Source organism: Streptomyces ziwulingensis, from assembly GCF_039542605.1.
Classification (GTDB): Bacteria; Actinomycetota; Actinomycetes; order Streptomycetales; family Streptomycetaceae; genus Streptomyces; species Streptomyces ziwulingensis.
The window spans coordinates 37,315-57,716 of record NZ_BAABIG010000016.1 but is presented as its reverse complement, the minus strand read 5'-3'; the positions used below and the strand labels follow the sequence as shown (position 1 = coordinate 57,716).

Annotated in this window: 20 protein-coding genes and 1 tRNA gene; 1 reads left to right on the top strand and 20 read right to left on the bottom strand. The window is 71.6% G+C overall.

The genetic code is table 11. The features are described from left to right. Window positions 1-29: 29 nt before the first annotated feature. The 10 genes from prfA to ABEB00_RS07365 all read right to left on the bottom strand — a co-directional run bounded on the left by prfA (window position 30) and on the right by ABEB00_RS07365 (window position 13,107). The gene (gene prfA, locus ABEB00_RS07410; protein ID WP_345618173.1) at window positions 30-1,106 is read right to left on the bottom strand and encodes a peptide chain release factor 1; all 1,077 of its coding nucleotides are present in this window, start codon (window positions 1,104-1,106) and stop codon (window positions 30-32) included. Between the two features lie 138 nt (window positions 1,107-1,244). Then, window positions 1,245-1,469 carry a 50S ribosomal protein L31 gene (gene rpmE / locus ABEB00_RS07405; protein ID WP_030339250.1) on the bottom strand — a complete coding sequence of 75 codons (225 nt, stop codon included), beginning with the start codon at window positions 1,467-1,469 and terminating at the stop codon, window positions 1,245-1,247. Between the two features lie 159 nt (window positions 1,470-1,628). After that, window positions 1,629-2,768 (bottom strand): LCP family protein, encoded by a 1,140-nt coding sequence (locus tag ABEB00_RS07400; RefSeq protein ID WP_345618172.1) that lies wholly within the window; start codon window positions 2,766-2,768, stop codon window positions 1,629-1,631. Window positions 2,769-3,216: 448 nt separating this feature from the next. After that, window positions 3,217-5,325: a transcription termination factor Rho gene (gene rho, locus ABEB00_RS07395; RefSeq protein WP_345618170.1), complete on the bottom strand. Its 2,109-nt coding sequence runs from the start codon at window positions 5,323-5,325 to the stop codon at window positions 3,217-3,219. A 413-nt stretch (window positions 5,326-5,738) separates the two neighbouring features. Then, window positions 5,739-6,668: a homoserine kinase gene (thrB, locus tag ABEB00_RS07390; RefSeq protein WP_345618168.1), complete on the bottom strand. Its 930-nt coding sequence runs from the start codon at window positions 6,666-6,668 to the stop codon at window positions 5,739-5,741. A 386-nt stretch (window positions 6,669-7,054) separates the two neighbouring features. After that, window positions 7,055-8,113: a threonine synthase gene (gene thrC, locus ABEB00_RS07385; protein ID WP_345618167.1), complete on the bottom strand. Its 1,059-nt coding sequence runs from the start codon at window positions 8,111-8,113 to the stop codon at window positions 7,055-7,057. Window positions 8,114-8,119: 6 nt separating this feature from the next. Further along, window positions 8,120-9,412 carry a homoserine dehydrogenase gene (locus ABEB00_RS07380; protein ID WP_345618165.1) on the bottom strand — a complete coding sequence of 431 codons (1,293 nt, stop codon included), beginning with the start codon at window positions 9,410-9,412 and terminating at the stop codon, window positions 8,120-8,122. Between the two features lie 243 nt (window positions 9,413-9,655). Continuing rightward, window positions 9,656-11,047, bottom strand: coding sequence for a diaminopimelate decarboxylase (lysA, locus tag ABEB00_RS07375; protein ID WP_345618164.1), 1,392 nt, complete (start codon window positions 11,045-11,047; stop codon window positions 9,656-9,658). Between the two features lie 33 nt (window positions 11,048-11,080). After that, window positions 11,081-12,268 (bottom strand): ArgS-related anticodon-binding protein NrtL, encoded by a 1,188-nt coding sequence (gene nrtL, locus ABEB00_RS07370; RefSeq protein WP_345618163.1) that lies wholly within the window; start codon window positions 12,266-12,268, stop codon window positions 11,081-11,083. A 293-nt stretch (window positions 12,269-12,561) separates the two neighbouring features. Then, window positions 12,562-13,107 (bottom strand): response regulator, encoded by a 546-nt coding sequence (locus ABEB00_RS07365; RefSeq protein WP_345618263.1) that lies wholly within the window; start codon window positions 13,105-13,107, stop codon window positions 12,562-12,564. Window positions 13,108-13,523: 416 nt separating this feature from the next. Here ABEB00_RS07365 and ABEB00_RS07360 point away from each other — a divergent pair. Further along, window positions 13,524-13,595, top strand: a tRNA-Arg gene (locus ABEB00_RS07360). 223 nt (window positions 13,596-13,818) lie between these two features. Here ABEB00_RS07360 and ABEB00_RS07355 read toward each other — a convergent pair. From ABEB00_RS07355 to ABEB00_RS07310, 10 genes are all read right to left on the bottom strand, one after another. Continuing rightward, window positions 13,819-15,225, bottom strand: coding sequence for a tyrosine-type recombinase/integrase (locus tag ABEB00_RS07355; RefSeq protein ID WP_345618162.1), 1,407 nt, complete (start codon window positions 15,223-15,225; stop codon window positions 13,819-13,821). After that, the gene (locus tag ABEB00_RS07350; protein ID WP_041669189.1) at window positions 15,222-15,392 is read right to left on the bottom strand and encodes a helix-turn-helix transcriptional regulator; all 171 of its coding nucleotides are present in this window, start codon (window positions 15,390-15,392) and stop codon (window positions 15,222-15,224) included. Before ABEB00_RS07350 ends, ABEB00_RS07355 begins: the two co-directional genes overlap by 4 nt. Next, on the bottom strand, window positions 15,392-16,774 hold the full coding sequence (locus ABEB00_RS07345; protein ID WP_345618160.1) for a replication initiator: 1,383 nt from the start codon (window positions 16,772-16,774) through the stop codon (window positions 15,392-15,394). The genes ABEB00_RS07350 and ABEB00_RS07345 overlap by 1 nt, the downstream gene beginning before the upstream one ends. 127 nt (window positions 16,775-16,901) lie before the next feature. Continuing rightward, the gene (locus ABEB00_RS07340) at window positions 16,902-17,204 is read right to left on the bottom strand and encodes a SpdD-like protein (protein WP_345618159.1); all 303 of its coding nucleotides are present in this window, start codon (window positions 17,202-17,204) and stop codon (window positions 16,902-16,904) included. Between the two features lie 20 nt (window positions 17,205-17,224). Beyond that, window positions 17,225-17,380, bottom strand: coding sequence for a hypothetical protein (locus ABEB00_RS07335; protein WP_345618158.1), 156 nt, complete (start codon window positions 17,378-17,380; stop codon window positions 17,225-17,227). A 15-nt stretch (window positions 17,381-17,395) separates the two neighbouring features. Then, window positions 17,396-17,575, bottom strand: a complete 180-nt coding sequence (locus ABEB00_RS07330) for a mobile element transfer protein (protein ID WP_345618156.1) — start codon at window positions 17,573-17,575, stop codon at window positions 17,396-17,398. 13 nt (window positions 17,576-17,588) lie between these two features. Beyond that, on the bottom strand, window positions 17,589-18,314 hold the full coding sequence (locus tag ABEB00_RS07325) for a DUF2637 domain-containing protein (RefSeq protein WP_345618155.1): 726 nt from the start codon (window positions 18,312-18,314) through the stop codon (window positions 17,589-17,591). Between the two features lie 25 nt (window positions 18,315-18,339). Next, window positions 18,340-18,552, bottom strand: a complete 213-nt coding sequence (locus ABEB00_RS07320) for a hypothetical protein (RefSeq protein WP_345618153.1) — start codon at window positions 18,550-18,552, stop codon at window positions 18,340-18,342. An 82-nt stretch (window positions 18,553-18,634) separates the two neighbouring features. Next, window positions 18,635-19,996, bottom strand: a complete 1,362-nt coding sequence (locus ABEB00_RS07315; protein ID WP_345618152.1) for an FtsK/SpoIIIE domain-containing protein — start codon at window positions 19,994-19,996, stop codon at window positions 18,635-18,637. 5 nt (window positions 19,997-20,001) lie between these two features. After that, entirely contained in the window at window positions 20,002-20,349 is a 348-nt protein-coding gene (locus ABEB00_RS07310; RefSeq protein ID WP_345618150.1) for an SCO3933 family regulatory protein, read from the bottom strand. Window positions 20,350-20,402: the final 53 nt, after the last annotated feature.

The window sequence follows — 20,402 nt, the reverse complement described above, 5'->3', positions numbered from 1 at the left end:
ACGCTGGTCCTCCGAGCTGTCGGTGAGGGTTACGCGGCGGCGAGCTTGGCCGCCGAGTCCGCGTCGACGCACGCCTGGATCATCGCGTCGAGGTCGCCGTCCAGGACCTGGTCCAGGTTGTACGCCTTGAAGCCGACGCGGTGGTCGGAGATGCGGTTCTCCGGGTAGTTGTACGTACGGATCTTCTCGGAGCGGTCGACGGTGCGGACCTGGCTGCGGCGGGCGTCGGCGGCCTCCTTCTCCGCCTCCTCCTGCGCCGCGGCCAGCAGCCTGGAGCGCAGGATACGCATCGCCTGCTCCTTGTTCTGCAACTGGCTCTTCTCGTTCTGGCAGGAGGCGACGACCCCGGTGGGCAGGTGCGTGATGCGCACCGCGGAGTCGGTCGTGTTGACGGACTGGCCGCCGGGCCCGGAGGAGCGGTAGACGTCGATCCGCAGGTCGTTCATGTTGATCTCGACGTCGACCTCCTCGGCCTCGGGCGTGACCAGCACGCCGGCCGCGGAGGTGTGGATACGGCCCTGGGACTCGGTGGCCGGCACGCGCTGCACGCGGTGCACCCCGCCCTCGTACTTCAGTCGCGCCCAGACGCCCTGGCCGGGCTCGGTGGCGCCCTGGCCGCCCTTGGTCTTCACAGCGACCTGGACGTCCTTGTAGCCGCCCAGCTCGGACTCGGTGGAGTCGATGATCTCGGTCTTCCAGCCGACCCGCTCGGCGTACCGCAGGTACATGCGCAGCAGGTCGCCGGCGAACAGGGCCGACTCGTCGCCGCCCGCGCCCGCCTTGATCTCCAGGATGACGTCCTTGTCGTCGCTGGGGTCGCGCGGGACGAGGAGCAGGCGCAGCTTCTCGGTCAGCTCCTCGCGCCGCTTCTCCAGCTCCTTGACCTCGGCCGCGAAGTCCGGGTCGTCGGCGGCGAACTCACGCGCGGTCTCGACGTCGTCGCCGGTCTGCTTCCAGGAGCGGAAGGTGGCGACGATGGGGGTCAGCTCGGCGTACCGCTTGTTGAGCTTGCGGGCGTTGGCCTGGTCGGAGTGGACCGACGGGTCGGCGAGCTTCGTCTCCAGGTCGGCGTGCTCGGTGACGAGTTCCTCGACGGCCTCGAACATCTTGGGCTCCTGCTACTGCGAGGGCTACGGCGGACAAAGCGCTACGGCGGGCGGAAGGCGGAAGGCGGGCGACCAAAAACGCCGGTCCCGGCGCGCCCGGTGCGGGGGCGCGGCCGTGGACCGGCGGTATGGGGCTCGCTACTTCTTGGAGCCGGCGGCAGCCTTGCCGAAGCGGGCCTCGAAGCGGGCCACGCGGCCACCGGTGTCGAGGATCTTCTGCTTGCCCGTGTAGAACGGGTGGCACTCGGAGCAGACCTCGGCACGGATGGCGCCGCTCTCGATCGTGCTGCGGGTGGTGAACGACGCGCCACAGGTGCAGCTCACCTGGGTCTCGACGTACTCGGGGTGGATGTCGCGCTTCAAGGTGTCTCCTAGGTTCGGGAGGGCGCCGGGTCGCCGCCGCGGGATGCGGGAGCGTGAACCGGGGCCGACGTACCAGTCTGCCAGGACTGGGCCCATCCCCCAAAACCGGGGGTCGGGCCCGGATATTCCGCGCGGGTCGGGCGGGGCCGCGCGCGCCGGTCAGCCGGCGTTCACGACGTCCTTCGCCTCGCCGGTGGCCGTGCCCTCGGTGGCCGCCTCCGGGATGGCCCGGTCGTTCTTGAGGGCGGTCCACACCTGCTGGGCCTTGGTCTTTTCGACCAGTACGCGGTTGCCGTCGGCCGGGTCGTACACGACCGGCATCGTGACCATGTTCATCCCGGCCGGGGAGATGCCCTTCAGGCCGCTCGCGAACGACATCAGGGAGTTCACCGAGCCGATGCCGGAGTCGGTGGTCACGGTCTTGGTGGCGGTGTCGGCGAGGTCGACCAGCTTCTTGGGGTTGCCGAGCACGCCGATGTCCTTGACCTGGTCGACCAAGGCCTTGACGAAGGCCTGCTGGAGCTGGATGCGGCCGAGGTCGGAGCCGTCGCCGACGCCGTGCCGGGTGCGGACCAGGCCGAGTGCCTGCTCGCCGTCGAGGGTGTGGGTGCCGGCCTTCAGGTCGAGGTGGCTGTCGGGGTCGGAGATGTCCTCGGTGGTGGTGATCCGCACGCCGCCGAGTTCGTCGATGAGCTTCTGGAAGCCGCTGAAGTCGACCTCCAGGTAGTGGTCCATGCGCAGGCCGCTGATCGCCTCCACGGTCTTGACGGCGCAGGCGGAGCCGCCGGTCGCGTACGCGGAGTTGAACATGACGCCGGTGGCGGCGGGGTGCTCGGCGCCGTCGGTGTCGGTGCATTCGGGGCGGTCGATGAGGGTGTCGCGCGGGATGGAGACCACGCTGGCCTTCCGGTGGCCCTGGTGGACGTGCACGATCATCGCGGTGTCGGAGCGGGCGGTGCCGTCGTCGGTGCCGCCGCCGAGCTTGTCGTTGCCGCCGGCGCGGGTGTCGGAGCCGAGGACGAGGATGTTCTCGGAGCCGTCGTCGGTCTTCGCGGGCCGGTCGGTGCCGAGGGCCTGGTCGATGTCGACGCTCGTCAGGTTGCCGTTGAGCTTGAAGTACAGGTAGCCGACGCCGGTGCCGCCCACGGCCACGATGCCCGCCGCGGTCCAGGCCGCCACCAGCAGGGCCTTGCGCCGCTTGCCGCGGGGCCTGCGCCGGCTGCCCCGGCCCGGGCGGCGCGGTCCACTGGAGCCGGACTCACCCGGTATGGCGGGTTCCGGCGTTCTCTCGGCGGACATGTGCTCCTCAGCTCTCCTGCGGTCGGTTACCCCCTGCGCCGGGTGCCGGGTCCGGTCGTTCCCGGCCCTCGATCGATCATCTGATCGGTCACCGTCGATCGGTCGTCGTCGATCGGTCAGCGTCGATCGGTCAGCGTCGATCGGTCGGGGCGGGAAACTGCCAGGGCACCATCGTCTCTCCGTCGGTCAGACGGAGAAACCCGGAAAAGGGTTGCACAGCGTCCCGGGTGCGAGCCGTGCCCGTCCGGCCACCGGCCGTGGCCGCCGGTACCGCTCGCCCGGCACTCACCTGCGGTTTCGCCGGGCCCCCGCGGACGGCTCGGAACCGGCCCCGCCGGAAAGCGTGTGGGGAAGGTCTCGCGCGCCCGCACCGGGCGTGGGACGGGCCGTGAGACGGCCGAAGGCCGCTCCCGGCACGGGGAGCGGCCTTCGTACGCGTCGGACGGTCTCAGTCGCCGTTGCCGGGCGCCGGGGTCGTCTTCTGGATCTGCAGCAGGAACTCGGCGTTCGACTTGGTCTGCTTCATCTTGTCGAGGAGCAGCTCGATGGCCTGCTGGGAGTCGAGCGCGTGCAGCACCCGGCGCAGCTTCCAGACGATGGCCAGCTCGTCGCTGCCGAGCAGGATCTCTTCCTTGCGGGTGCCGGACGCGTCGACGTCCACCGCCGGGAAGATGCGCTTGTCGGCGAGCTTCCGGTCGAGCTTGAGCTCCATGTTGCCGGTGCCCTTGAACTCCTCGAAGATCACCTCGTCCATGCGGGACCCGGTGTCCACCAGGGCGGTGGCGAGGATGGTCAGCGAGCCGCCGTCCTCGATGTTGCGGGCCGCGCCGAAGAAGCGCTTCGGCGGGTACAGGGCGGTGGAGTCGACACCACCGGAGAGGATGCGGCCCGACGCCGGGGCGGCGAGGTTGTACGCACGGCCCAGACGCGTGATCGAGTCCAGCAGCACGACCACGTCGTGGCCCAGCTCCACCAGGCGCTTGGCGCGCTCGATGGCCAGCTCGGCGACGGTGGTGTGGTCCTCAGCCGGACGGTCGAAGGTCGAGGAGATGACCTCGCCCTTCACCGACCGCTGCATGTCGGTGACCTCTTCCGGACGCTCGTCGACCAGGACGACCATCAGGTGGCACTCGGGGTTGTTGTGCGTGATCGCGTTGGCGACCGCCTGCATGATCATGGTCTTGCCGGTCTTCGGCGGGGCCACGATCAGACCGCGCTGGCCCTTGCCGATGGGCGAGACCAGGTCGATGATCCGCGTGGTCAGCACCCCCGGGTCGGTCTCCAGGCGGAGCCGGTCCTGCGGGTAGAGCGGCGTCAGCTTGCCGAACTCCGGCCGCCCGCGCCCGTGTTCGGGCGCCATGCCGTTGACGGAGTCGAGGCGGACCAGCGCGTTGAACTTCTCGCGCCGCTCGCCCTCCTTCGGCTGGCGGACCGCGCCGGTGAGGTGGTCGCCCTTGCGCAGGCCGTTCTTGCGGACCTGGGCGAGGGAGACGTACACGTCGTTCGGGCCCGGCAGGTAGCCGGAGGTGCGGATGAACGCGTAGTTGTCGAGGATGTCGAGGATGCCCGCGACCGGGATGAGGACGTCGTCCTCGTTGAGCTGCGGCTCGGAGGCGATCTCGTCGCGCCCGCGACGGCCCCGGCGGTCGCGGTAGCGGCCGCGACGGCCGCGCCGGCCGCCCTCGAAGTCGTCGTCGTCCTGCGGCCCGTTGTCCCGCTGCTGGCGGTCCTGACGGTCCGGCCGGTCCTGGCGGTCCTGGCGGTCCTGCCGGTCCTGTCGGCCGCCCTGCTGCTGACGCTGCTGGCCGCCGCCCTGGCCCTGCTGGTCGTCGCCCTTGCCGCCGCGGCGGTCCCGGTCGCGGCCGCCGCCGTCGCGGCCACCGTCGCGGTCGCGGCCGCGCTCACGGCGGTCGCGACGGCGGCCCTCGGCACCGTCGTCGCCACGGGCGTCGCCGCCCTGGTTCTGCTGCTGGCCGCCCTGGTTCTGCTGGGCGGAGACCTCGGTCTTCTGCTCGCCCCTGGCCTCGACGGCGACCGGCTCGGTCGCGGCGGCCGGGCTGCCCGCGTCGGCGGTGGCGCGACGGCGGCGGCGCTCGGCCGGGCCCTCGTCGCCGGGCTGGCCGGGGATCTCGATCTGCTGCGGGGCGGGCGCGGCCTGCTCGGCGGAGTCGGTGGCCTTGGCCGCCTTCTTCTCGGCCTTGTCGGCCTTGCCGGCGGCGGGGCCCTCGTCACCGGTACGGGTCCGGGAGGTGGCGCGGCGCTTCGGCTTGGTCTCGCCGTCGGCGGCCGCGGCGGCCGGCGCGGCCTTGGCGGCGGAGCCTCCCGCGGCCTGCGCCTCCTTGATGACCTCGATCAGTTGGCTCTTGCGCATCCGCGCGGTGCCCCTGATGCCCAGGCCGGAGGCGACCTGCTGCAGCTCGGCCAGCACCATGCCCTCGAGGCCGGTACCCCGGCGCCGCCGGGAGCCGGCACCGCCGGCAGGCGCGGAGGCGTCCGTGGCGGGCGCGGCAGCGGTCTCCTCGACACGTGCGCCCATCAGATCGGTGGTGTCGCTCACGAAGGGTCCTTCCCTGGAGCGGACGTCGGCCTGTCTGGCTCGGCGACCGGTTGTGCTGTCCGGCTTCGGTTCTTGCTGTGCGAACCGTGCCGGGGCGGTGGTCCGCCTAAGCGGCGGAAGATTCTGGTGATGGCGCTTCCCCTGGCCGTGGCCGTGGCACCCAGTGTCAGTGTCACGCGGCGTGGTAGCACCGGTTCCGGAGCATGCCCGGCGAACCGCTCAGTGTCGAAGTCGGCCGTACGGCCCGCGTACGGCGTTCACCACACAATGCGGCTTGGGGGGCTCCCGGAAGAATGTCTGTCCCGGACGGGGACACGAGGCACCTCGCCATGGTGGGGTCGGGTGCAGACTTGAGATTAACACTACCGGATCCAACAAACATTCCCCCTCTCGAAATCCGGCAACCGCACGCGCTAAAGGTCGCCGGAGGGCGCCAGCGGAAGCACGCTCGCTCCCCGCAGATCAAGATGCAGCCGGTTCGCCGCCCATTCCGGGCCGGCCAGCGCCTCGACCTTGTCGGCGCTGCCCGCGTCGGCCAGCGCCATCACCGTGGGTCCGGCGCCGGAGATGACCGCGGGGACGCCGTCGCCGCGCAGCCGCTCCACCAGCGCCGTGCTCTCCGGCATGGCCGGGGCGCGGTACTCCTGGTGGAGGCGGTCCTCGGTGGCGGGCAGCAGCAGCTCGGGGCGGCGGGTGAGGGCCTCGACGAGCAGTGCGGCGCGGCCCGCGTTGGTGGCGGCGTCGACGTGCGGCACGGTACGCGGGAGCAGTCCGCGCGCCGTCTCGGTCAGCACCGGCTTTCCGGGCACGAAAACCACCGGAACGATGGAATCGGCGGGTTCCATCCGAATCGCGCGGGCGGCCCCGCTCTCCATCCAGGACAGGGTGAATCCGCCGAGCAGACAGGCCGCCACATTGTCGGGGTGGCCCTCGATCTCGGTGGCGAGGTCGAGCAGCGCCGCGTCGTCGAGACGGGACTCGCCGCCTATGGTCACCGCGCGGGCGGCGACGATGCCGGCGCAGATGGCGGCGGAGGAGGACCCGAGTCCGCGGCCGTGCGGGATGCGGTTGGCGCAGACGATCTCCAGTCCGCGCGGCTGGCCGCCGAGCAGGTCGAAGGCGGTGCGCAGGGACCGTACGAGCAAATGCTTCTCGTCGCGGGGCAGCGTCCGGCTGCCCTCGCCGGCGATGTCGATGTGCAGCCCGGAGTCGGCCACGCGGACGACGACGTCGTCGTAGAGCCCCAGCGAGAGGCCGAAGGCGTCGAAGCCCGGGCCGAGGTTGGCGCTGGTGGCGGGGACGCGCACCCGGACGGCGGCGGCGCGGAAGGCTGGACCGGCCATCGCTCGATGACTCTCCTTGAGCTGCGTGATGGTCGAATGCGATTCGATGACGTACCGGAACCCGGGCCGCCGGGCCGCCGCTGTCTGCCGAACGGGCGACCGTCCCGGGCCGTCTCCGTGACCCGGGGACGACGTCGGACCGCGGCATATGCGGCGGCGGGTTCGGTACAGCCTATCGAAGGAAGGTTCCACCGCGACATAGGGCGCACGGTAGGCGCACGATGCGTGTCGCAAGCCCTCCGTGCACCCCCGCGGAAGCCGCCCCGCGGCGGCGGAACTTCCCCGGTCAGGCCGCGCCGCGCCTGCCCGCGGCGCGCCCCGACCGGAGGCGAGTTCCTCGCGGCTTCCCTGCGGCCCCCCTGCGGCTTTCCGGCGGCCGGGGTGGGTCAGACCAGGCCGAGGCGCTCGGCGGCCGTCGCCGCGTCGACCGGGACGGTGACCGGCTGCGGAGCGCCGGCGACGGCCCAGTCCGGGTCCTTCAGGCCGTTGCCGGTGACGGTGCACACGATCTTCTGCCCCGGGTCGACCAGGCCCTGCTCGGCGGCCTTCAGCAGCCCGGCCACCGACGCGGCGGAGGCGGGCTCGACGAAGACGCCCTCCTGGGAGGCCAACAGCCGGTAGGCGCGCAGGATCTCACGGTCCGTCACCTCTTCGATGAGGCCGCCCGACTCGTCCCGCGCGGCGATCGCGAAGCCCCAGGAGGCGGGGTTGCCGATCCGGATGGCGGTGGCGATGGTCGAGGGGTCCTTGACGACCTCGCCGCGCACGATCGGGGCGCTGCCGGACGCCTGGAACCCCCACATGCGGGGCGTCCGGGTGGCGACCTTGTCGGCGGCGTACTCCTTGTACCCCTTCCAGTACGCGGTGATGTTGCCCGCGTTGCCGACCGGGAGGACGTGGATGTCGGGCGCGTCGCCGAGCATGTCGACGATCTCGAAGGCGGCCGTCTTCTGCCCTTCGATGCGGACCGGGTTCACCGAATTGACCAGCGCCACCGGGTAGTTGTCGCTCAGTGCGCGGGCCAGCGTGAGGCAGTCGTCGAAGTTGCCGTCGACCTGGAGGATCTTCGCGCCGTGCACGAGGGCCTGGCCCATCTTGCCGAGCGCGATCTTGCCCTGCGGCACCAGCACGGCGGAGACCATGCCGGCCCGCACGCCGTAGGCGGCCGCGGAGGCGGAGGTGTTGCCCGTGGAGGCACAGATGACGGCCTGCGCGCCCTCCTCCTTGGCCTTGCTGATGGCCATGGTCATGCCGCGGTCCTTGAAGGACCCGGTCGGGTTCGCGCCCTCCACCTTGAGGTGGACCTCGCAGCCGGTGCGCTCGGAGAGCACCTGCGCGGGCACGAGCGGGGTGCCGCCCTCGCGGAGCGTCACGACGGGCGTGCTGTCGGAGACCGGCAGCCTGTCCCGGTACTCCTCGATGATTCCGCGCCACTGGTGGGTCATTGCTGGTTACTCTCCTTCAACCCGCATGATGCTGGCGACACCCCGCACGGTGTCGAGCGTGCGCAATGCCTCGACGGTGCCCTGGAGGGCGGCGTCGGACGCGCGATGGGTGACGACGACGAGGGAGGCCTCGCCGTCCTTGCCCTGCTGCCGGACGGTGTCGATGGAGACCCCGTGCTCGGCGAAGACCGTCGCCACCTGGGCGAGGACGCCCGGCTTGTCGGCGACGTCCAGACTGATGTGGTACCGCGTGACGACCTCGCCCATGGACGACACCGGCAGCGCCGCGTAGGCGGACTCGCCGAATCCGTGGGCGCCGCCGAGCTTGTTGCGGCAGACGGCGACGAGGTCGCCGAGGACCGCGGAGGCGGTCGGCGCACCACCGGCGCCGGGCCCGTAGAACATGAGCTGCCCCGCGGCGTCCGACTCCACGAAGACCGCGTTGTAGGCCCCGCGGACGTTGGCCAGCGGGTGGCTCAGCGGGATCATCGCGGGGTGCACGCGCGCCGTCACCGACGCCCCGTCCACGGCCCGCTCGCAGATGGCGAGCAGCTTGATGGTGCAGCCCATGCCGCGCGCCGAGGCGAAGTCGGCGGCGGTGACCTCGGTCATGCCCTCGCGGTGCACGTCGTCCAGGCGCACCCGGGTGTGGAAGGCGATCCCGGCGAGGATGGCGGCCTTGGCGGCGGCGTCGAAGCCCTCGACGTCGGCGGTCGGGTCGGCCTCGGCGTACCCCAGGGCGGTGGCCTCGTCGAGGGCCTCCTGGTATCCGGCCCCGGTCGAGTCCATCTTGTCGAGGATGAAGTTGGTGGTCCCGTTGACGATGCCGAGGACGCGGTTGACCTTGTCGCCCGCGAGCGATTCGCGCAGCGGCCGGATCAGCGGGATGGCGCCGGCGACGGCGGCCTCGTAGTAGAGGTCCCGGCCCTGCTCGGCGGCGGCGGCGTGCAGCGCGGCGCCGTCCTGGGCGAGCAGCGCCTTGTTGGCGGAGACCACGGAGGCGCCGTGCTCGAAGGCGGTGGTGATGAGTGTCCGGGCGGGCTCGATACCGCCGATGACCTCGATCACCACGTCGATGTCGCCGCGTTTGACGAGGGCGGTGGCGTCCGTGGTGACGAGCGCGGGGTCGATGCCCGCGCGCACCCGGTCGGGCCGCCGCACGGCCACGCCCGCGAGCTCCACCGGGGCGCCGATGCGGGCGGCGAGGTCGTCGGCGTGCGTCGTCATGATGCGCGCCACCTCGGAGCCGACCACTCCACAGCCCAGCAGCGCCACCTTCAGCGGACGCGTACGCATCATCCGACCTCGTTTCCTCATACCGTATGCGGTGGAACCAGTCTCACTCACCGGACGGGAGTTTCTACCCTTCGTCCGGATCGTGAGACATATATTTCATTTGCGAGGGCACTCGCGCCAGAAGATCTTCGGCCACGCCCCCTGGGACCCTCGGGGCCTCCAGCACCCCGGGACCCCCGGGTCCTCCAGCCCCCCCCAGGACCCCAAGGACCCCAAGGACCCCGAGTGCTTGCCTCCGTCCCGCGGTCAGCCGACGTCGAGGCGGAGCAGGTCCTCCTCCGTCTCGCGCCGCACGATGACCCGCGCCTCGCCGTCCCGGACGGCGACCACCGGCGGGCGGAGCACGTGGTTGTAGTTGCTGGCCATGGACCGGCAGTACGCGCCGGTGGCGGGTACGGCGAGCAGGTCACCGGGTGCCAGGTCGGCCGGCAGGAAGGCGTCCTTGACCACGATGTCCCCGCTCTCGCAGTGCTTGCCGACCACGCGGGCGAGCATCGGCTCGGCGTCGGAGACGCGGGAGGCGAGGGCGACGCTGTACTCGGCGTCGTACAGCGCGGTGCGGATGTTGTCCGACATGCCGCCGTCGACGGAGACGTAGGTGCGCAGCCCGTCCAGGGCCTTGACGGTGCCGACCTCGTAGAGCGTGAAGGCGGTGGGTCCGACGATGGCCCGGCCCGGCTCCACGGAGATCCGCGGCGTGCGCAGCCCGGCCGCCTCGCACTCGCGCGTCACGATCTCGGTCAGCGCCTTGGCGATCTCGTGCACCTCGCGGGGGTCGTCGTCGCTGGTGTACGCGATGCCGAGGCCGCCGCCGAGGTCGATCTCGGGCAGTTCCACCCCGTGCTCGTCCCGGACGTCCTTGAGCAGTCCGACGACGCGGTGGGCGGCGACCTCGAACCCGGACATGTCGAAGATCTGCGACCCGATGTGCGAGTGGATACCGATGAGTTCCAGCCCGTCCAGCGTCAGCGCCCGCCGCACGGCCTCGGCGGCCTGGCCGCCGGCCAGCGGGATGCCGAACTTCTGGTCCTCGTGGGCGGTGGCGATGAACTCGTGGGTGTGGGCCTCGACGCCGACGGTGACCCGGATCTGCACGCGCTGGCGCCGGCCCAGTTCCCGCGCGAGGTGCGCGACCCGCGCGATCTCCTGGAAGGAGTCGAGCACGATCCGCCCGACCCCCGCCTCGACGGCCCGGCGGATCTCCTCCCCTGACTTGTTGTTCCCGTGGAAGGCGATCCGCTCGGCGGACAGACCGGCCGAGAGCGCGGTGGCCAGCTCGCCCCCGGAACACACGTCGAGGTTGAGCCCCTCCTCGTCCAGCCAGCGCACGACGGCCCGGGACAGGAACGCCTTGCCCGCGTAGAACACGTCGGCGTCGGCCCCGAAGGCGGTACGCCAGGCGCGGGCACGGGCACGGAAGTCGGCCTCGTCGAGGACGTAGGCGGGTGTGCCGTACTCCTCGGCGAGCCGCGTGACGGCGATCCCGCCGACCGTGACGACACCGTCGGCGTCGCGGGCGACGGTCTGCGCCCACACCTTGGCGTCGAGGTCGTTGAGGTCGGTGGGCGGAGCGGAGTAGTGCCCCTCGGGGAGGACGTCGGCGTGACGGGGCCCGGCGGGGTGTGCGGAACGGCTCATGGCTCTACTGGCTTCTCTCGGATCTCTCGAAGGTCAGAGGTGTTCGGGTGCGTCGATGCCGAGCAGGGAGAGACCGCCGGCCAGCACCGCCCCGGCGGCTGCGGCGAGAGCGAGCCGGGCACGGTGGGCGGCCGAGGGTTTCTCGTCCCCGAACGGCAGCACGGCCGGCAGCAGCGGCAGTACGGCATCGGCGACGACGACGAGATGCCGGGCGAGCCGGTCGGGAGCGCGGTGCCGGGCGGCGGCGCCGAGGGTGCGGGGGTGGTCGGCGAGGAGGGTGAGGAGGGGGGCCGAGTGCGTATCGGTGCCGGTCGTGGGACCACCGGCCACGGTGCCGGTCGTGGGGCCGGTGGCCATGGAGTCGGTCGTGGAGTCGGCCATGGAGTCGGTCGTGGGGCCGGCCTCGGGGGTGAAGTCGAGGTCGGCGGCGTTGCGGAGCAGCCGCCGGCACCGGGCGTGGGCGTAACGGACCCGGAAGAGGGGGTTGCTCTCCCGCTGCACGAGGTGCTCGCCGCTCACCCGGACGCGGTCGTGGGCGGCCGGGTGGAGCAGCGCCCAGCGGGCGGCGTCACGGCCGAGGGCGAGCACGGCGCCCGGGTCGCCGCCTGCGGGGACGGGCTTGATCGTGACGGTCTCCGAGGATGCCGGCACCCCGGTCGGCTCGCCGACGGCATCGACGCGCACACCGAGACCGGTCACCCACTCCTCCGGGAGCGGGGCCGCGCAGGTGGTACGGACGAGCGCGCCCCGCGCCCGCATCAACCGGGCGACGGTGTCCATGACGACGACGGCACGGATCTCGGGGAGGCAGCGGAGGTGGACGCTCTGGTCGTGCGGGCCCTGGGAGCCCCGTGTGTCCTCTTGGTGCTCGGCGTGGTCGAGGTGGCCGTAGCGGGGGCCGAGCCGCAGTACGTCCCGGACGAGCGCGGCGGGCGCGGCGGGGGCGAGGGAGAAGTTGAGGAACCCGGGCCCGGTGACGACGACGTCGGTGATGCCGTCGACGTCCGTCAGATACGGCCGCAGTACCTCGGCGACACCGCGGGGCGGCCGCCCGGCCGGTTTGGCGAGCTGGAGCGCGAGGTTCGTGGCGTACTCCCCGCACCCACCGGGCCCCGGCGGCGCGACCAAGACCCGCTCGGGAACGGTCACGTCGAGCTTGCCCTCGTCGACAGCGCGACGCACCGCGTGCTGCAGGGTGCGGGAGAGCTCGACGGGGGTCACGGCACAAGCGTAGGGGAGGAGGGGGGTGGGTGGGCGAACCTATTCACGGGAGCGTCCGGGATGTGGACGGGGTAAGCCGCGGGCGCCGCACCGGGGCAGCGTCCCTACCCGGCCCACACCGGCCAGCATCCCCACCCGGCCTGCTCGGGGCAGCATCCCTACCCGGCCGACACGGGGCAGCATCCCTACCCGGCCCGCTCGGGGCAGCATCCCTACCCGGCCGACACGGGGCAGCATCCCTACCCGGCCCGCTCGGGGCAGCATCCCTACCCGGCCGACACGGGGCAGCATGCCTACCCGGCCCGCTCGGCCCGCGCCGCGGACCCGCTGCCACTCTCCCCGGCGTCCCGCTCGCACGCCCCGCCGCCGCTGAGCCTGCCGGTCCCGGGGAGGTGCCGCAGGGTCCCGTCCGCCGACCCCCGCTCGGCCAGCCGCCGTACAAGCCTGACCAGCTCGGCGGGTTCGAACGGCTTGGACAGGAAGGCGTCGACGCCGACATCGAGGCCGGCGTCGATCTCGTACTGCGAACAGGCGCTGATGATGGCGAGCGGAAGGCCACCGGTACGTGCGTCGCCGCGCAGTCGGGCGGCGGTCCTGAGCCCGTCCAGCCGGGGCATGACCACGTCCAGCGTGACGACATCGGGCTGCACCTGATGCACGACTTCCAGACACTCGACACCATCGGCCGCGGTCACGACCTCGAAGCCCTCCAGCTCGAGGTTGACCCTGATCAACTGCCGGATGACCTTGTTGTCGTCCACGACAAGAACCCGGCCCGACGCCCCTGACACAACTCGAGAGTAGGTCGGGACCGGCCATCGCGTCCGGCTTTTCGCCAGTTCCACTCGTGAGGGGGACACCCGCCTCTCCACCGCAATGCCGCTGCCACCGAGCCGGTCCGCACCACCCGTCCGCATCATGGCGCCGGTGCACCGGGACCGGCCGTCCTGTGCACGGCCGGTCCGCCGACGGTGGCGGTCGGGCACGCTGCGGGGCCACGAATACCGGGGGTCCCGCACGCTGCCGCTTCACGAACACCGGCCGTCCCGCCTGCTGCCGGTCAACCGACAACGGCCGTCCCCCGCACTGTCGCTTCGCGAGGGCCTGACGCCTCTCGCCTCGGCGCTGCCCAGCGGCAACCGCGCCCCTCACGACCCGCGGAAACCCGTCATGACCACCCGGTAGGAGCTGGTAGTGTTCTACCCGTCGCCGCGAGCGAGTAGCGCGCCGACAGCCCCTGTTGATTCAGGGGCGCGCCCCCGTAGCTCAGGGGATAGAGCAACGGCCTCCGGAGCCGTGTGCGCAGGTTCGAATCCTGCCGGGGGCACTTCGCATGAGGTGCCCAAAGACCCCGCCATCAGCGGAAACGCTGAGAACGGGGTCTTCGCGTATGTGCAGGCGTGTGCCGTCCGGAGCGGCTGTATGTCGGGTGCCGTGGACTATGCGTGGACTGGCCGCGGGCCGGTAATCCGCAGGTCAGACCCGGAAAACGATGAGGCCCCCGGACTGTGGTCCAGGGGCCATCATGTCGCAGGCGTGTGGGTCAGGGATCAGGACTCGTCGCCGGCTTCCTCCTCCTGGCCGCCGTCCTCCCCGAGGAGTTCGGAGATCCGGCGGTTGGCGACGTCCTGCCGACCGTCGAGGCACTTCGCGTACCGGCTCAGCAGCACTTCGACGCTGTTGCCCGCGCGTTCCGCGACCTCGGTGGGGTCGACGCCGGCGTTGAGCCAGGAGGAGAGCGCCGCGTGCCTCAGGTCGTACGGTCGAGCGGCCAGCGGCGACGCCACCTGTTCCGGCGTGAGCGCCAGGTGCCGGGCCTCGTCCCAGACGCGCCAATAGGTCGTGGAGGCGACCACTCCCCCGCGTTCGTTGGCGAACAGCCGGCCGTCCTTGGCCGTGCCGAACTCATTGGTGTGGGCCCGGAGTATGCGTACGAGGCGGGGCGGGATCGGCACGATGCGGGTCTCGTTCGCGGGCCGGTTCTTGAGGCCGCGGTTGTCGTGGACCTCCCCCGTTCCGGTCCAACGCTTGCCGACGGTGGGACGGCTTTTCTCCAGGATCAACGAACCCCACCCGGTGTCCGGCAGCGTGCAGTCCGGACGGCGCAGGGCCACGGCTTCCGTCGGCCGCAGCCCACCGAAGTACATGCAGGCGAAGAGTGCGACCAGCCGACGTCCACGGGCCCGGCGATAGCCGCCGACGTAGGAGACGGCGCCAAGGAGTTCCGCGGCCTGCCGAGGGTTCACCACGACCCGGCGGTCTACTTCCTTGGTCACCTTGGGCAGCTTCCACTTCACGAGCGTGACCGGGTTCTCCGGGAGGTCCCCGCGCTCGACCGCGTACGCCAGGGCATTGAAGAGGACGGCCCGCTTGCGCCGCACCGTCTCAGCAGCAGCCGCGGCGCCGGAAAGGGTGAGCTTGAGCGAGTCCAGGACGCTGCGGATGTCTGCCGGATTTTTGAGCGTCGTCAGCGGCAGCGAGGCTTTGCCTACCCACCGGAGGGTGTTCGTGATCTCCACCGGCGGGGTGTCCTCGGTCTCGGCCTGGACGACAAAAGCCCAACCGCGCAGCGCCCGCCGCAACACATCGTCCGCCGGACGGCCGGGCCGGTCCTCCAGGAGCTGAGTGGTGACGAGTGTCATGGTCTCGTTCAGGCTGTCGCGCGAGTTCGGAGCCGCGTGCGGCCACTTCATGGCCACATACGCCCGTGCGAAGTCGTACCAGGTGAGGGACTCTTTGGCCGGTGTCATGGAGTCCGGCAGGCCGGTTTCTGTGTCGAAGGCCTCCCCCTTCTGCGCAGCCCGGAGCAGCTTCGCGCGGAAGTTGTCGGCAAGCGCCTTGGTCCGGAAGGTCTCGGAGAGCGGCGGAGCGTCGCCGACCTTCCACCGCACGTCGTACGAAGGCGTCTTGTAGGGCCGCTTACGGATGCTCCACACCTCCACGTCATACGACTTCACGCGGCCTCCCCGAGTCCGTGGAGCCACGAGGTGAAGTCACTCCGCCAAAACCGGAGTTCACCGTTCGGGAGCTTGATCGCTTCCGGTGCCTGCCCCAGCTCTCGCCAGCGGTAGAAGGTGCGGCGGGAGACTCCGCCCAGTTCGGCGAGGATCTGCGGAACAGTCATCAGTTCGTCTCGTCGGCGGTCCACGCCGAGACTCCTTCCGCGTCTGGGGTGTCCGGGGTATCCGGCGTGTCCGGTCGCCGCGAGGTGGCGAGCCAGGATTCAGCGGCGGTCAGGCCGGTGCCGGCGAAGCGCCAGTGGGAGAGGACGAGGACGGTTTCCGGGTCGGGCAGCGGATGACCGGCTTCGGCCGCTCGTTCGCGGGTGAGCGCTTCGTTGTGGTCGGCGCGTTCCTGGCGGAGGGCGCCGAGGGTGACGGAGTAGGCGCGGGACTTGGTGGAGAAGTGGCCGCGGAAGCCGAGCATGTGAGCCCACTTACGCAGGCGCAGGTCTTCGAGTTCGGGCAGGGCTCCGAGGCGCCAGCAGGTGAGGATCATCTGCCGGGCGTGGTCGGTGACGTCGGTGCCGATCAAGTCGGTGATCGGGTTGCGGATGGGGCGGTCGAGGGTGCCCGCGGTCTCGGCGCCCTTGGTGGCGTACTTGGCGATGTAGGCCGCCACGGCACGGCTGGACAGGTCGGAGGTGCCCGCGAAGTCGGCCGAGCGGATGGGGCGGATGTCGAGCTGTGTGCCGAAGCGGAAGGTGTAGGTGTGACCATCGATGACCGGGCCGGGGGTATCGGCGAGGCGGGCCGCCGAGCGGATCGCGTCGGTGAGGAGTTCGGTCGTGGCCCAGGCCGGCGGGGAGTCCTCGGCGCCGTCCGGGCCGTCGAGGCGGATGACGGCGTGGAAGTGGACGGCGCCGCGCCGCTGGTACTCGGCGACTTTGGCGTACGACACCTTGAGGCTGTCGCGCAGGGCGGAGCGGGTGAGGCCCGCGCGGGAGGCGAGCTGCTGGCGCAGGTAGGTGGTGAACCGGGCCCAGAGGGCACCGGCGTGCGCGTTCCAGAGGACGGCCGCTCGGTAGTCGTACCGCCCGGGGTTCAGGGGCGTGCCAAGGGCGGGGTCGTCGTCCGGGTGGGTGCGTGCGCAGCGGCAGCGGCCACCGGCGGGCCGGTTGTGGACGGGACCGAAGGACGGGGCGGTGAAGGTGGCGAAGACGCGCGGGTGTCCGGCTACGACTGGGGCGATGCCCTTGCCGCCGCTCAGGCCGGCCGTGACGAGGTGGAAGGTGTCCTTGCGGTAGACCTCTGCGCACGCGGCGCATCTTGTGGCGCGGCGGTTGCTGCAGCGGATGAGGAGCTGTCCGGCGGGAAGGTCGTGGTCGATGACCTCCCGGACGATCTCGCCCGTCGCGGCGTGGACGTCGAACCGGTGACCTTCCATTCGTACGGGCCGCTCGCAGCCGCCAAGGCGTTGGATCTGCCGGGCGTAGGAGCTGAGGTCACCGTGCCGGGCGAGGGCCGTCAGGTGACGGATGGCTCCGAGGGGAGCCGGGGCGTGCATGTGCGGTTTCCTCCTTGGAGGGGGCGAGGGCGAGACCGCCCGGCCCGTCCGGCCTGCCTGTCCACCTCCCATCTGTCGAGGGGACTAGACAGCAGAGGCAAGCCGGACGGAGTGGAGCGGGCGAGGTCTAGCGGTGGCTGAGGAGGGAGCGCGCGACGACGGCGCAGACGGCCACTGAGGTGGCCGTGACGGCGACAGCGAGGAGCATGGAGACCAGGACGGCGCCGACGACCAGGACCACGGCCGTGCCGCCGCCGATGAGAGCGAGCACGGTGCCGGGGGTGAGCTGGACGGTCTGACGGGACAACGCCGGGGCGACGGAGGCCGGCGGAGCAGGGACGGCCGGGGCGAGGGCGGTCGGCTCGACAGCAGCCGGCGGGGTGGCCAGGCCGGTCGGTTGCGGCATGGTCGGGATCTTCGGTCGGAACATGGGTGGATCTCCCTTCGCGCTTACTTGACGACGGAGTTGACGACGGGGGCCAGCAGGCTGTCGGCGAGGAGGTAGCCGCCGAGGAGGAGTGCGGCGATGAGCCACCAGGGCGGGCGGATGAGCTTGACGCCCAGGACCCCGACGCAGAGCAGGGCGAGCCAGAGCGGAACGTCCATGACGGTGATCTCCGATCAGGCCGAGCAGCGGTGGGTACGGGCGGCGAGTTCGGCGGCGGCGCGGCTGTCGTACTCGGCGGAGAAGTCGCAGCGGGGCGCGGTGCAGGCGGCGAGGTGTCGGTTTCTGCCGCGGTCGAGGTAGGAGGCGACGTTCACGAGGCCGACGCGGCGGACGTTGCGGAAGCGGCGATGCATGGTGGTGCTCCTCTCAGAGGTGAGCGGCGACGGATGCGGTCAGGGACGGGGGCAGGCCGAGCCGGGCGCGTACGGCGTCGGGGTCGGCGGGGCGGCCGGTGGTCGAGCGGTGTTCGTCGGCCAGGGCCCGGACGCGGTCCACCAGGGCGGGCGGCAGGGTGACGCCGGGAACGGGCGCCGGGGCCGGCGGGGCGGTGACCGGTTCGGGGGCGGTGGGTGCCGCAGCGGGTTTTGGGTCGGGGCCGAGGTTGAGGGACGGTGTCCTAAGCGCGTCCCGTTCGGGCGCGTTGACGGCGACCGGGGCGGGGCGCGATTCCATGTCCGCGCCGGTGTCGGTGACCGGTGAAGTCGAATCCCCCGGGCCGTGCGGTGCGTGGACCAGCAAGGTTCCGCCGAAGAAGGCGACGGCGGGCCAGCCGGCCACCACGACCCGGAGTGAGGCGGGGACGTGGTCCAGGTCGAGGAGCCCGGCGGTGGCAATGTTGGCGCCGAGGGATGCGGCCAGGGCGACCAGGAACCACAGCCGCGGTCCGCCGGCCGGTCGTCCGGCGCGTTGCTGGTCGCGCATCCGACGCCAGGCGGCGACCAACAGCAGGTCGACGCTCACGGGGTAGGCCCACGCCTTCCACCCGCCTTGTCCGGCCGCCGAGGCAAGGTCGTGCAGGTGGGAGAAGGACAGGGCGCCGGCGATGACCGCCTGTACGAGTACGGCGTCTACGCGGTTCAGGTGGGCACGCATGGGCACGGCGTTCCTTCCTGGGCGGTCAGTTGCTGGGCTTGAGGAGGTCAGCGCGCTCACGGGCGAGGCGTGCCACCTCAGCGACCTCGGCATCGCCTGTCGTGTGACTGGCGATGCGTTCCAGTAGGTCCGCCTTGCGGCCCATGAGCGCCGCGTGGTCGGCGGAGGTGCCGTTCCGGCGGAGCACAGCCAGGTCGCCGATCAGTGCGCTGACCTCGGCGATAGAGGGGCGTGACATGTGTTTCCTTCCGGTTTCAGGCATGGCAGGGGTAGGGACGTGGCGCGAGGCGGTCACGCCGACCGTGGGAGAGGGAACGCGGTTACTCGGTCACCGGGCGGACGTTGGGCACGGCGACGGCAGCGGCCACCCCGGCGGGCTCGACAGCGGCGACCGGCCGGAAGGAGTCGAGGCGGGGCAGTTCCGGCACCAGGGCGGACGTGGCGCGGCATACGGCCGCCGCCGCGTCGAGGGTGAGGTGAGGGGAGCGGGCACGCGACCAGCCGCCGGAGGAGTCGCCGAGGATCGCGACGCCGGGGCGTTCGGCCGGGATGGCGGTGGCGGCGAGCGCCGCTTCAGGGGAGATGTCGGCCAGTGCCATGTTCGCCGAGGACTCGTCGTTGACCCGGTGGCAGACACGGCCGGTGAGCTGGGCCCGGAGCATGGTGGCGCCCTTGCCGAGTTCGGAGCCGAAGCGCTGCCCGCACACCTCCAGGTAGATGCCGGCCGCGCGGCCGAGCTGGGCGATACGGATGAGCTTGGTGACCATCGCGTCGCGGCGCTTCTCGTCGTCCCTGCTGGCCGCGAGGAAGAGTTCCGCGACCTCGTCCACGACGATCACGACCGGCACCGGCCGCACCTTGTCAGGCAGCCCCCACACGTCCGAGGTGAGGACGGTGTCCGGCTCCACCGAGGCCAGGCCGATGAGACGGAACCGTGCCTCCATCTCCTCCAGCAGGGCGTCAAGGAGTTCGTTCGCCCGGTCCGGAGTGTCGGCAAGGGCGGACAACCGGGGCGCGAACGGTGCGAGTTCGACGCCCCACTTGCAGTCGATCCCGACGAGGACGACCGGTTGCCGGGCCAGACCGCACAGCAGGTTGCGCAGGTAGACAGACTTGCCGGACTGCGTGGCGCCGAGGATGAGTTCATGCGGCACGGCACGGAAGTCCCGTACGTGCCAGCGTCCGTCATCCCGCAGCGCCAGCGGCAGGGAGAGCGGACCACTGCTCTGCCGTGACCGGGCGGGCCGCACGTCTTCGAGGACGTCCCAGCCGATCAGCCGCAGTTCGAGCCACCCCGGCTTGGTCGGGCGGATGTGCACGGCGTGCGCGGCCCAGGCATGCCGCAGGCGGTCCGCGGAGGCGGTGAAGTCATCCGGGGCCTGCCCGGACGCCATGCGCAGCCGCATCACGAGTCCGGACCCGGTCGGCCGCGGGAACGACCGGTGAGGCGGTACGGGCGTCGCTTCCCTTCCGATCATCCGGGCGGTGGCCCGGCGGACGGCCGAAGCCTGGACGGTCAGGCCGCAGGCGTCCATGGTGGCCCGGTACGTGGTGAGCACCCGCAGTGCGACGAACGGATAGCCCACGAGCCACCAGAAGACGGCCGGCATACGGCGCCGCAGGACCAGCAGCCCGACCATGGCCAGAAGGCACAGTGCCAGCGTCCAGACGGATTCGGTCATGGTGATCAGCCCTGCACCGACGCCGGGGCGTTGACCATGACGGCGTCCGCCCGGTAGGCGATGCCGTGACGCATCCGCCCGCCGAACTCGCTCTCCCAGGGGCGGGCGACGAGGCCGGACATGATGACTGGAGTGCCCATCACCAGGCCCTCACCGATGCCCTGCTCGGGAACGGTGACCTTGATCATGTCGGAGCCGCCCTGCGCGATGAACACCAACTCCAGCACCATGAGCCGCTGGTTGGTGACCGGGTCCACGGCGATCTCGCCGGTCTGACGGTCCTTGACCTTGACCTCGGGCAGCTTGGTGACGAGCAGCGTCGCGGTCGAGACGTCCACGGGGATGACACGCATTCTTGGACCTCACTGGTTGACGGTGCCCTTTGACCGGCACCGTTCCGATTGGA